The organism is Lentzea sp. JNUCC 0626, assembly GCF_043632865.1.
Lineage (GTDB): Bacteria > Actinomycetota > Actinomycetes > Mycobacteriales > Pseudonocardiaceae > Lentzea.
The window spans coordinates 1,732,881-1,745,013 of the sequence record NZ_CP171635.1; the positions used below are offsets into that span (position 1 = coordinate 1,732,881).

A 12,133-nucleotide genomic window follows, 5' to 3' on the forward strand; every position below is an offset into this window, starting at 1 on the left:
GTGGAGACCAAAGAGATCCTGGCGCGGATCCGCCAGTTGACCAAGCCCGGCGCCGCCGCCGACCCGGCGCTGATCGGCGACCTTCGCCACCTGACCGACGTCCCGGCGTTGCTCGAAGCCGGACGGCTGCTCGGCAAGGTACCGGCCGACCTGCTGGGCGAGCTCAAGCCGTTGAAGGTCGCCGTCACCGGCACGTTCACCGCGTCCGGAGTCGCACCGCTGCTGCGGATCGCGCTGCTGGGCAAGGGAATCGCGCCGGAGATCCACGTGTCCGGCTTCGACCAGCTCGCCGTCGACCTGAGCAGCCCTTCTTCGCCTCTCGCGGAGTTCGGGCCGCAGGTGACGCTCTGCCTGCTGCACGACGACTGGTTCGTGCCGGCCGAGTGGGACGACGTGGAGGTGCTCGACAGCGCCGTCCGCAGCCGGTGGTCGATGTTCGACAACCTCGTCGGAGCGTTCACCGAACGCTCCGGCAGCGCGGTCCTGGTGCACACCGTGCCGTTGTCGCCGGTCGAGATGCGCGGCGTCGTCGCGTTCGACGGCAGGGCGGCGCTCGGCCGGACGTGGCGCGACCTGAACAGCGACCTGCTCGGCATGGCGCTGCGCCGCGACCGGGTCCACGCGCTCGACCTGGAGGCCTACCTGGTCGACGCCCCCGTCCGGCTGCGCGACGAACGCCTCTACCGGTTCGCGAGCGCCGCCTGGACACCCGAGGTCGAGCAGGTCTACGCGACCGAGGCCGCGAACTTCTGCCGCGCGTTCCTGGGCCTCGCCAAGAAGGTCCTCGTGCTCGACCTGGACAACACGCTGTGGGGCGGCGTCGTCGGCGACGACGGCCCGAGCGGCATCCAGATTGGCTCGATGTACCCCGGCAACGCCTTCCGCGAGATGCAGCGGCGTGCCGTCCAGTTGCGCAAGCAGGGCGTGGTCCTCGCGCTGGCCAGCAAGAACGAGGCCACGATCGTCGACGAGGTGCTGGAGACCCACCCGGACCTCGTGATCCGTCCCGCCGACATCGCGGCACGCGCGGTGAACTGGCAGCCCAAGGACCACAACATCCGCGGGCTCGCCGGCCAGCTCAACCTCGGTCTCGACAGCTTCGTCTTCGCCGACGACAGCACGTTCGAGACCCAGCTGGTGCGCGGCTCGATCCCCGAGGTCACCGTCGTGCACCTGGACGGCGACCCGGCCGACCACGTGACGGCGTTGCAGCGCAACGGTTCCTTCGACGTGCTGACGACGACGGCGACCGACCGCGAGCGCACCGCGCTCTACAAGGCCCGCGCCGAACGCACCGAGTTCGCGGACTCGTTCAGCTCGGTGCAGGACTACCTGCGCAGCCTGGACATCGTCGTCACCGTGCGGGAGGCCGACGAGTTCAGCCTGCCGCGCCTGGTCCAGCTCGGACAGCGCACCAACCAGTTCAACATGACCGGCACCTCGCACGCCGAGGTCCGCACCAGGGAGATGGCCGCGTCGAGCGACCACCTCGTGCTCGTCTTCGAGGTGGCGGACCGCTTCGGCGCCGAGGGCATCGTCGGCGGCGTGTGGGTGTCGAAGCACGACGACCGCTGGCTGGTCGAGAACTTCGTGATGAGCTGCCGCGTCTTCACCCGCGGCGTCGAGCACACCGTCGTGCAGCACATCGCCGACCGCGCGCTCTCGTCCGGCGTCTCCAGGCTGGAGGCGGACTTCACCGCCACCGCCCGCAACAAGGCAGCGGCCGCGTTCTACCCGGACGCCGGCTTCACACAGGCCCCCGGAGGCCGTTTCACCCTGCCGCTGCACCCGCAGCCGCAGATCGGTCCCGAGTGGACCACCCTCGTCGTGGAAAGGGAGTCCGCCGATGTCTGAGATCTTCGTCGACCTGGCCGACCTCGTCGGCCAGGTCACCGACCTGCCGGCCGAGGAGATCGCGGCCGACGCGCGGTTCGACTCGCTCGCCAACTGGACGAGCTACGACGCCCTGCGCCTGCTCACCGGAATCGAGCAGAAGTTCGCCGTGCGCCTGGACCTCCAGGAATACTTCGCGATCAAGGACGTAGGCGGCCTGGTCGCCGCCGTGGCAAGCGCCCAGGAGAAGTCGGGATGATCCTGCGCATCGACCACGTAGGCGTGGTCACCTCCGACATCGGGGCGGCCGCGCCGGCGCTGGCCCTGCTGGACCTGAAGTGCACCTACGAGGACGACGTCGACGTGTACGGCGTAGCGACCTCGTTCTGGCAGTGCCCCGGCGACACCACCTCGATCGAGCTGGTAGCACCGGTCCGCGAGGACGCCGCGGTGCACGGCCACCTGAAGCGCCTGGGCCCCGGCCTGAACCACGTGGCGTTCGAGGTGGACGACATCGCCGCGGACCTGCGCGCGCTGCAGGACCGCGGCGCGATCCTCGTCGACGAGGAGCCCCGCCGCGGCGGACGTCCCGGCCTGAGGGTGGCGTTCGCCCACCTCGGGCCGGCGACCGGCCTGCTGGTCGAACTCGTCGACTACGGCAAGCGGGCCTGAGGGGACGCGGGACCCGCCGGGGAGTCCAGTTCGCTCTCGCGGCGGGTCCCGTCTCACCTCGACCCGTCGGTGAAGATCAGCAGACGTCGGCGCGCCACTCGCCATCGAGCATGATCGCGACGCATGAGCGATCGTGAGGAGGACGTCGAGACTGCGGCCACGGGACAGGGCGTTGCGACTTTTTGGTGTCCGAGGCCAGAGTCGTGCGACGCGGGTGACGGTGTGGACGAACTCGTCGCCTGACGCGGACGACCAGCCACCGCAACCGAATGCGGTGACTGGTCGCTGCTCATGCCCTCTCAGAAGGAGTCCGGATATCCCGTGTCCACCGATGGTGAGAATGCCGTCGTCCAGTTCGCGCCGTCGAACCGCTCACACCTGACCAGGTCACCCGCGCCGACCCGGCGGCAGTACGAGACGGTGCCGTCGGAGTTGGTCAGCCACGCGCGATCCGTTCCGTACCCCCAGTCGCCGTGCGCCGTCGTGGCCGAGGTCCACCCCGACGTGGTCAACACGCTGCACACCAGCGCCTGGTGCTGCGGTCCGCCGGCCCGGCCGCACAGCGCCGGTCCGTACTTCGTGGTCACGAACGCCCGGTTCTCCGGATAGCCGACGTCGACGTTCGGTGAGATGGAACCGCTCCAGTTCGTGCCGTCGAACCGCTCGCACCTGACGTTGCCGCCGGATCCGACCAACCGGCAGTAGGACACGGTGCCGTCGGAGTTGGTCAGCCACGCACGATCGGTTCCGTACCCCCAGTCGCCCGCGCCGGACGTGACGGAGACCCAGCCGGACGGGGTGAGCACCGTGCACACCAGTGCCTGGTGCTCCGGTGAGCCCGCACGACCGCACAGCGCGGGACCGTCCTTCGTCGAGAGGTAGGTTCGGTTGTCCGGGTAGCCCGCGTCGACCTGTGGCGAGATCGAACTGCTCCACGTCGTCCCGTCGAACCGGTCACAGCGGACCTGGCCGCCGTCGCCGACCCGGCGGCAGTAGGAGACGGTGCCGTCACGGTTCACCAGCCACGACCGGTCGGCCGCATAACCCCAGTCCCCGCCACCGGATGTCACCGAGACCCAGCCGGACGCGGTGAGCGTGGTGCAGACGAGAGCCTGGTAGTTGTCGCCGCCCGCTCTGCCGCACAGCGCCGGACCGTCCTTCGTGGAGAGGAACGCGCGGTCTTCCGGGTAACCGGCGTCGATGTTCGGTGAGATCGCCGTGGTCCAGCCGACGCCGTCGTAGCGTTCGCACCGGATCTGGTTGCCCGCGCCGACCCGCCGGCAGTACGACACCGAGCCGTCGCGGTTCGTGAGCCACGCCCGGTCGGCCAGGTACCCCCAGTCGCCGTGCCCGGTCGTGGCGGAGGCCCAGCCGGTGGCGGTGCGAACGGTGCACACGATCGCCTGGTAGCTCGGCGCCCCTGCTCGTCCGCACTGGCCAGGTCCGTCCTTCGTGGACAGATAGGCGCGGTCGGCCGCCTCGGAGCTCGTGGCGACGCGTTTGAGGGTGGCAGCTGATGTTCCGCCCGAACTCCGTGCCACGACGGCGTAGTTGTACTGCTGTCCGGAGGACACCTGGGCGTCCAGGTAGGTGGTGGTGCCGACCGTGGCGATCAGGGTGCCGTCGCGGTACACCTGGTAGTCGGTGGCGCCGGAGCTCGCACCCCAGGACAGGTTCACCCGCGATCCGTGGGCGAGCGCCGTGATCGAGCCAGGTCGCGGTGTCGCGGAGGGTGCGTCCGCGATGTCCTTGAAGTGGATGAACTCCGCCGGGTACCGCTCTCCGGGAGTGAGCCTCTTCCAGTGGAACTCGCCGCTGCTGCCGGCCATCGGGAAGTTGTCCTCCGACACGAGGATGTACCCAGGGCCGACTTCCTCGACGTACGCGACGTGGCCTGAGCTACCGCCCCACCAGGCAATGGCGCCGACGGCGGGTGTCTGGTTCACCGGAACGTTGAACTGCCTGGCACGTGCCGCCCACTGGTTGGCGTTGCCGTACCCGCGCAGATAGCTCGCGTCCGCGCCGTTGCGTGTCAGCCGGTATGCGGCGTAGTTGGTGCAGTTGTGGCCGGGGTACATGCCCCAGTAGGAGGTGCCGCTGTTGGTGCCGTACCCGGCGTCGCCGCGACCGGACGCGGCACACCCCGCGTACCCGGTGCACAACGTCGTCGACGCCGCGGAGGCCGGGGCCGCGAAACCCGCCAGCGCGACCGCCAGCACGGCCAGCAACGCGAAACGTCTGCGCAGGAGATGAGAAATCCGCACAATCGGCTCCTCTTTTCCGTGGAACGACAGGGACTCTGTCGCACGGCCGAGTCGATCGGTTAGCTATGAGCTGCGGACACCACCCGAACCGCTCAACTGGAAAACCTATACAGGAACAAAAAGTGGTCAACACACGGAGGTAATGCCCGAATCCGGTGTTGAACTCGTTGTCCGTCTTTTGGATCAGGTGGTCGTCCGGGCGAGTTCTGTTCTTTGCGCCGAGGCGCGGCGCGACCTCGCCGCGTTGCGCATCGCCACGTTCCACGCGAATGCCGCAGGCCGGGCCACCGCAGCGGAGGCGATGACCCGGCCTGGACCGGTGGCGACGGTGGTCAGAAGGTGACGGGCTTTCCGCCGAGGGTGACGACGAGCCTGCCGTCGGAGGCGAACGACCAGGCGAGCGCGCCGCTGTAGCCGGAGCACCGCGAGCCGTTGGTACCCGCCCAGAACTGGTTGGACGAGTCGGCGTCACCGACGACCTTGTCGTTGCTACCGCTGCTGCTGCGGCAGGACGTGTTGCCGCGGAACGTGGAACTGCCTGCTTCGAAGGTGAAGTTGCGCTCGTCGTTGTCGATGGCGAGGTTGCTCGACACGGTGAGCGAGCCGGGGTTGCGGTTGTAGGTGAAGCCGTGCTTCCCGTTGTCGTAGGCGATGGTGCGGACGACCGTGTGGTTGACGCCGATGTCCTCGCCGCCGAGCTTGAAGCCGTTGCGGTCGCCGTTGCCGGCCTGTCCGCCGTTGCTCAGGGTGCCGTTCTTGTAGGCGAGCGAGTCCTCGATGGTGACGGCGCCGATCGGTCCGGTGTCCGACTTGGTGTAGAGATCCCAGCCGTCGTCGATGTTGTTGTGCGAGACGGCGTGGCGGAACACGTTGCCGGGACCGACGGTGAGCTTGGCGGCGAACCCGTCGGCGTCCTCGCCGTCGGAGTCCGCGTTGTCGTGCGACTCGGCGCTGAGCACGAGGTTGTAGGACGGCCACTGGTCCTTCGGCGTGCTCGACAGCGCTCGCGAGAGCTGCAGGCCGGTGTCGCGGTTGAACCGGGTGACCGTGCGTTCCAGGACGTTGTGGCTACCGCCGACGAAGATGCCGTTGTCACCGGCGCGCTCCACCGTGATGCCGTGCACGTACCAGTGCGAGCCGTTCACCGCGAGGCCTCGGTTGGCCGGGTCCTCGGTCTGCGCCGAGAAGTTCAGCACCGGCTTCTCGCCCTGGTAGGCCATCAGCTTCTTGCGCGCGGCGGCGGTGCCGTTGTTGGTGGACGGGATCGTCACCGTCTGGGAGAAGCTGTACGTGCCGCCCCGCAGGAAGATCGTGCCGCCCGCGGCCACTCGCGGCAGCGCGGACGTCAGCGTCGTCGGGTCGGAGATCGTGCCGGAGGCACCGTCGCGACCGGTCGGCGACGCGTACAGCGCGTCAGCGGGCGGAGTGCTGGTGGTCGTCGTCGGCCCGGTGGTGGTGGTTGTGGTGGTCGGCCCGGTGACCGGAGCGAGCGTCCACTGCTTGGTGGCCGCGCTGTCGCAGGAGTTGGTCTGCGTCAATGCTCCCGCCGTCGTCGCGTTGTCCTTGATGTTCAAGCACTTTCCGCCGTTGGCGTTGACCAGACGGTGATTCGCGCCGTTCGCCGACAACGACCAGACCTGGCTCACGGCACCGGTGCACGCCTCGAGCTGCACCGGCTTACCGGCACTGGTCGAAGCATCGCGCACGCCGACGCACAGACCCCCGGCCGTGATCCGGACACCACCGTCGACATCCGTCAGCAACCACTCCTGACCGGAGCACGCCTGCTGCTTCAGCTGCGTCCCGCTGGTGGGACTCGGTCCCGCGTCCAGGCATAGGCCGCTACCCGCGTTCTTCAGCACGTAGGTGCCCGCAGCGTTCGCCGGCGGCGAGACGAAGGGCCACGCCGCGAGGGTGGTGACCAGTGCGAGGACGGCGCCACCCGACACGAACCCGACGCGCACGCGCGGCCGCCGCGCCGAGTGAGCGGGCTGTTCCGAAGTGCCCATGAAGACTCCACATCCCAACGCCGGGAGAAAGGGTTTCGTTGCTGGATGCTAGAAGTCTTCTTTTGGTGCGGTCAATGCCGAGTAGGGGTGTGTAAATCGGCTCTTCGAAGTCGAATAAATCGAACTGGCAGGTCAGGTGGTGTCGAATGGAACGTCGGTGAAGTTGCGGTAACTCGCGCTGGTCACACTTGTGAAAGCGACGTCGGCATTTGTTCATGTCTGTGAACAAATGCATGGGGGTTGTGCGCCGGAGCTGTTCCGAGGCTGGGGAATGGGAGAGTGTGCCGGCCAGTTCGCACGTGCCATCGGCTCCGTGTAGCGCGAGCAGGTGTCGACGCGATCACACGGGCATGATCGAACCATCCGGCAAGGTGGCGGAAGCGGCGACCGCAGCGGCCGATCGAGTGGATCCCAGTGGCAAGCTGCACGCTGACGTGCTTGCTCTGCTGCACGCACCTGACCGCCCTGTCGAGCGGTACAGCGAGATAGTCGACATCGCGGCACTCGTCGTCAGCACGGCCACGTTTGCGTGGACGGTGGTCGTGAGCCTCCGCGCGCAGAAGAAGAAGCCCGAGCCCGAGGTGCTGGCGCGGCGGGTGAGGGTGGAGTTCCCGTTGGCGGACAACATCTCTGCGGAACAACGTGATCTCGTGATCGACGTCGTGGTGGAGCGCATCCTGACCGGGGACGAGGAGCGCTAGCGGGTGCGCGTCGAATTCCCGGTGCCCGGACGGGCCGTGGTGTCGCCCGGACCCGAAGATCCCGTCGTCATGGACGGGCAGGAGCGCGAGGATCTGCGCTGGTACGTCGAGGACTACCTGCGAGCGCCGTTCGGTGTCTACGGCGAACGCGGCGAGCGTGTGGCGGCCAGGCTGCGCGATTGGGGGCGGACTCTCTTCGGGTTGCTCTTCGCGGGGAGTTCTGACGGGTATCGGGCGCTGCGTGCGGCCGGTGCCCCGGAGATCGAGCTGCGATCGGATTCGGCGGACTGGCTGAGCCTGCCGTGGGAGCTGTGCGCGGACCCCGACCGGCCTGCTCCGCTGGCCGTCGACGGAGTCCGATTCACCCGTGTTCTGGAGTCCGCCGAGCGGATCGCGCCGTTCTCCGTGGCAGGTCGGCGGCTTCGGGTGTTGATGGTGATCTCACGTCCTGCCGGTCCGCGGGACGTCGCCTTCCGCGGTATCGCCCGGCCCATGCTCGACGCGGTCGACGACCAGGCGGACATCGTCGTGCTGCGGCCGCCAACGCTCGACGAGTTGACCGTCACGCTGCAGGCGGCCCGGCTGGAGGGCAGGCCGTTCCAGGTCGTCCACCTGGACTGCCACGGCGAACTCGGTGAGGAGGCATCGCTGCTGTTCGAACGGCCGGGAGCAGGGCCGGAACGGGTGCGCGCGGCGCAGTTGGCTCAGGTGCTCGCCGAGGCCGAGGTCCCTGTCGTGGTGCTCAACGCGTGCCATTCCGGAGCGGTGGGCGCGTCGCTCGAGGCGGCCGTCGCGACGAGGCTGATCGCCGGTGGTGCCGCCGAGGTCGTCGCCATGGCCTACGCGGTCTACGCGAAGGCCGCGACCGAGTTCATGACCGGGTTCTACGCGGCGCTGTTCACCGGTGGATCGGTGGCCGAGGCGGTGTCGGCCGGACGCGCCCGGATGTCACTGCACCCCCATCGTCCCAGTCCGGCGGGGCAACTGCCCTTGCACGACTGGTTCGTTCCTGTGCACTACTCGCGCGGTGAGGTGCGGTTCGGCCGGGTCGAAGCGCACCTGCCAACGGCGGTCCAGGACGATCCACTGGCGCCAGTCGGAGTCTTCGTCGGGCGGGACGACGAGTTCCACCGGTTCGAGAGCACCGCCGCGGTGTCCGGAGCGGTGGTGCTGCACGGACCCGCGGGTGTCGGGAAGTCCGAGCTGGCGAAGGCACTCGGCCGGTGGTGGCGCAGCACCGGCGGCGTCCGGACGCCTGAGCACGTGGTGTGGCACTCCTTCGAACCGGGCACGCCTCTGACAGGCGTGGACGGAGTTGTTTCCACCATTGGACTTCAGATCATCGGCGCGTCGTTCGGCTCGTTCGGCGACGTTCAGCGCCGCCAGATCGTCGAAGGCCTCCTGCGGCGCGAACGGCTCCTCGTGGTCTGGGACAACTTCGAGTCCGTTCCGGACGATCAGATCGAGGACCTGCGAGCGTTGCTCACGCAGTCGGGTGACAGCGTCTTCCTGATCACGAGCCGCAGCCCGGAGCCACGCCTCGGTGAACGCGTGCGCATCGACGTGGAGGGACTGTCTTCCGAGGATTCCGCCATCTACACCGACGCCGTGCTCGCACCGTTTCCCCGTGCGTGGCCCCGGCGGCGCACGGCCGCGTTTCAGGAACTGCTGACCTGGCTGGACGGCCATCCGCTGGCCATGCGACTCGTGCTGCCCCACCTCGACACCGAGGAGCCGGCTGCAGTTCTCTCGGGTCTGCGTGGACTCACCGCGCTGCCGCCGACCTACGGCGAAGGCCGGCTCGGCTCGCTGGACGCGAGCATCGGCTACTCGACGTCACGGCTGCCGGAACGATCGCAGGAACTCCTGCTCACCGTGGCACTGTTCCAGTCCGTCATCGACCACGACGTCCTCGGGCTCCTCTCGATCCACACCGAGACGCCCCAGCGCTTCCTGGACGTGTCGATCGACGAGTGGCAGGCCCTGCTCGAGCGCGCCGACGAGATCGGGCTGCTCACCGATGTCGGCGGCGGCCTTCACCGCATGCATCCCGCGTTGCCCGGCTTCTTCCTGAGCCGCTGGCACGCTGTCGCTTCTGACGCCGCAACGGAACTGGCCTCCTGCCGGCGTGCGATGACCGATGCCATGGCCCAGCTGGCGAACTGGGGGTTCGGGCAGATCGAGAGCGGGGACGCCCTGCTCGGACACGGTGTTGCCGTGTTCCACGCCGCCAACTTGGCTCGTGCGCTCACCGACGCCCTCGACCACCGCAGGTGGAACCAGGCCATGGCACTCGGCCTGCTCATGAACGCCGAATGGGGCTGGAGCGGCCGAACCGCCGAGGCGAACAGCTGGTCGGACAGAGTCAGGTTGGCCGTTGAAGGGGAAGACGGCACTCCACCGAGCACCCACGACTCCGGTAGTTCGCTTTGGCTGTTCTTCGTCGGCATCCAGCTGCAACGATCGCCCAGGAGCGATGCGGAACAGTTGTACCGCAAGGTCGTCACGACCTTGCTCGCCCAGCCCGAGGACAACCGCCGTGAGCGGCAGCTCGCCGTGACCTATCAGCTGTTGTCCGGAGTGCTCCGGACACAGGGTCGGGTGGAGGAGGCGAAACCGTTGCTGGCCGAAGTTCTGCGGATCGCCCAGTCCCTGGGTTACCGGCAGGGCGTCAGCAGCGTCTACCACGACTACGGTGAAATGGCCGTGGCACAAGGCAACTGGGACGAGGCGGAGCAATGGCACAGCCGGTCCATGGCGGAGAGCGAGTCGGCCGGTGACCTTCCCGGTGTGGCGACCTCGCAGCAGGACCTCGGCCGGATCGCCTGGATGCGCCGCGACTTCGACGAGGCGCAGGAGCGGTATCAGAAGGCGCTGGACATCCGCGGCCGCCTGGGCGACCGTCCAGGTACCGCGGCCCTCTGGCAGGCACTCGGCGAAGTCGCCCAGTACCGAGGGCAACACGCCCAGGCCGAGGGCTTCTACAAGGAAGCCCTCGTGATGCGGGAGCAGAGCGGCAACGGTCCCGCCATCGCGTCGATCTCGTACGCACTGGGAGAACTGGCTTCGGCCCGTGAGCGCTGGGACGAGTCGGAGCAGTGGTTTCTGCGCACCCTGCCGATCCACACGATCCTCGCGGACAACGGTGGGCTCGGGCTGTCGCACCACGCCCTGGGACGGATCGCCGAGTCACGAGATGATCTGACAGCAGCCGACGTCTGGTACGCACGGGCACTCGCGGACTTCACCGCCGCCCGCCAACCGGCCGGCATCTGCGCCAGCCACGGTGCGCTGGGCGTCACGGCCGAGAAGCGCGGTGACTTCACCACAGCACTCGACCACCTGGTGCGCGGAGTGACGGCGTTCGACGACTTCCCCAACCCAGGCATGGGAGCAGCCCCCGAACACCTTCGTTCGATCACCCGGCTGACAGGCGTCGAGCCGCTCGACGAGACCTGGCTTCGCGTGACCGGGAACCAGATGCCCGACCACGTGCGTGCGTTCGTCAACCCTGAGACGGAGTGAGAGCTGAGGCGCTTGGCGACCTGTCCACCAGGTGGCAAAGGACGTCGTCACTCATGACCTCCGTCTCGGCGACCGCGGTCTTGTCGAAGTCCGTGTCGCCGAGGTCGGGGAGACGACTCACTCGGTGAACATCGTGAACGACCGCATCCGGTCAAAGCCCTTAGAGGCGAGGTCCTCGGCCTTGATCAGGAAGCAACCGTAGTAGACATCGCTCTGCGTGGGGAACTGCGCGAGCGGCAGCCACTCGCCGACGAGTCGTTGCTCCTCCTCGCGCTGCAGGCGCCACCGTTCGTCATTTGAGAGGCCGGAGTTCGCCTGCTGTTCCTGGACGCTGTCAAAAGACATCTGCGAGTGCGGGGCGTCCGAGCTGCCGACGTTGCGGCAGTACCCGCCGAGGCGGAACGTGGAGCGGTGGCGGGGATTCCCTTCCGGCCAGAGCTCACCGACGAGCTCGCACAACTGGTCGACGTGCTTCAGCTCGTCGAACAACTGCTGCACGGTCTCGGCTTCGAACTGAACTCTGCGGTCGACGATCCAGTCCGGCAGCTCGGGCAGAACTCGCGCGGTGATCCGTTGCTCGGGAACGAGGAACGGGATGCTCTCGCAGAAGAACGTCCTGGAGTCGTGGTCGGGTGGCGGTGCCGCGTCCTGCGTCTGCGTGCCCGCAGGAATGTGCAGAACCCGCGCGTAGTCGGTGGAAGGGTGTTCTTCCATGTCTTCCTCGTGGTGCAGGAAGAACAACAGCGATCCGTCCGCAGGCAGGTCGAGTCCCTCAGCTCGCGGCAGGGCAGCGCAGTCCACGGAACCGATGAACGGCAACGGGAAGTCGCCGCCCGGCCAGTCCACCCCGATCGGTAAGCGGGGAAGGCCTCCCATCCGACCGGCGATCTCCTCGCCGCCCTCAGCCGGCCACGCCCAGACCGCGAACCGGAGGTGCTCGGTGAACCTGCCGACCTCGTCCTCGGGAATGCCTCGATCGACGGCCGCACTGCGGAACTGCTCGTAACGATCCATGGCGCAGCATGATCGCAGACCGCTGGAATCGCTCTCACGAGTGACCCGTTCCCCGCGGTTCGTGTCGATCAGAGTTTTCCTTGGGCGCCAATGGAACTTCTGCCTGTTCGTCGAG

Annotated in this window: 8 protein-coding genes; 5 read left to right on the plus strand and 3 right to left on the minus strand. The window is 68.1% G+C overall.

From position 1 onward, the window contains the following. From JNUCC0626_RS07790 to JNUCC0626_RS07800, 3 genes are read left to right on the plus strand one after another with little or no spacing between them, the layout of a single operon-like run. On the plus strand, positions 1 to 1,854 hold the full coding sequence (locus JNUCC0626_RS07790; RefSeq protein ID WP_394618991.1) for an HAD-IIIC family phosphatase: 1,854 nt from the start codon (positions 1 to 3) through the stop codon (positions 1,852 to 1,854). Then, complete coding sequence (locus JNUCC0626_RS07795; protein WP_394618992.1) at positions 1,847 to 2,092, plus strand: acyl carrier protein; 246 nt, start codon at positions 1,847 to 1,849, stop codon at positions 2,090 to 2,092. The genes JNUCC0626_RS07790 and JNUCC0626_RS07795 overlap by 8 nt, the downstream gene beginning before the upstream one ends. Beyond that, positions 2,089 to 2,505 carry a VOC family protein gene (locus JNUCC0626_RS07800; RefSeq protein ID WP_394618993.1) on the plus strand — a complete coding sequence of 139 codons (417 nt, stop codon included), beginning with the start codon at positions 2,089 to 2,091 and terminating at the stop codon, positions 2,503 to 2,505. The genes JNUCC0626_RS07795 and JNUCC0626_RS07800 overlap by 4 nt, the downstream gene beginning before the upstream one ends. Positions 2,506 to 2,804: 299 nt before the next feature. Here the strand turns inward: JNUCC0626_RS07800 and JNUCC0626_RS07805 are convergent, their stop codons facing one another. Together JNUCC0626_RS07805 and JNUCC0626_RS07810 are read right to left on the minus strand one after the other, a co-directional pair. Then, positions 2,805 to 4,769 (minus strand): CHAP domain-containing protein, encoded by a 1,965-nt coding sequence (locus JNUCC0626_RS07805; protein WP_394618994.1) that lies wholly within the window; start codon positions 4,767 to 4,769, stop codon positions 2,805 to 2,807. Between the two features lie 332 nt (positions 4,770 to 5,101). Next, entirely contained in the window at positions 5,102 to 6,778 is a 1,677-nt protein-coding gene (locus JNUCC0626_RS07810) for an RICIN domain-containing protein (protein WP_394618995.1), read from the minus strand. 350 nt (positions 6,779 to 7,128) lie between these two features. Here JNUCC0626_RS07810 and JNUCC0626_RS07815 point away from each other — a divergent pair, with 350 nt between their 5' ends. Further along, positions 7,129 to 7,479, plus strand: coding sequence for a hypothetical protein (locus JNUCC0626_RS07815; RefSeq protein WP_394618996.1), 351 nt, complete (start codon positions 7,129 to 7,131; stop codon positions 7,477 to 7,479). Between the two features lie 3 nt (positions 7,480 to 7,482). Next, entirely contained in the window at positions 7,483 to 11,004 is a 3,522-nt protein-coding gene (locus JNUCC0626_RS07820) for a tetratricopeptide repeat protein (RefSeq protein ID WP_394618997.1), read from the plus strand. A gap of 117 nt (positions 11,005 to 11,121) precedes the next feature. Here JNUCC0626_RS07820 and JNUCC0626_RS07825 read toward each other — a convergent pair whose 3' ends face one another. After that, entirely contained in the window at positions 11,122 to 12,018 is an 897-nt protein-coding gene (locus JNUCC0626_RS07825; RefSeq protein ID WP_394618998.1) for a DUF1963 domain-containing protein, read from the minus strand. Positions 12,019 to 12,133 lie beyond the last annotated feature (115 nt).

What these genes read in the sequence shown, in the direction of transcription:
- JNUCC0626_RS07795 (WP_394618992.1), top strand. Translation starts at nt 1,847, where the DNA reads ATGTCTGAGATCTTCGTCGACCTGGCCGACCTCGTCGGCCAGGTCACC.
- JNUCC0626_RS07800 (WP_394618993.1), top strand. Translation starts at nt 2,089, where the DNA reads ATGATCCTGCGCATCGACCACGTAGGCGTGGTCACCTCCGACATCGGG.
- JNUCC0626_RS07810 (WP_394618995.1), bottom strand. Translation starts at nt 6,778, where the DNA reads ATGGGCACTTCGGAACAGCCCGCTCACTCGGCGCGGCGGCCGCGCGTG.
- JNUCC0626_RS07815 (WP_394618996.1), top strand. Translation starts at nt 7,129, where the DNA reads ATGATCGAACCATCCGGCAAGGTGGCGGAAGCGGCGACCGCAGCGGCC.
- JNUCC0626_RS07825 (WP_394618998.1), bottom strand. Translation starts at nt 12,018, where the DNA reads ATGGATCGTTACGAGCAGTTCCGCAGTGCGGCCGTCGATCGAGGCATT.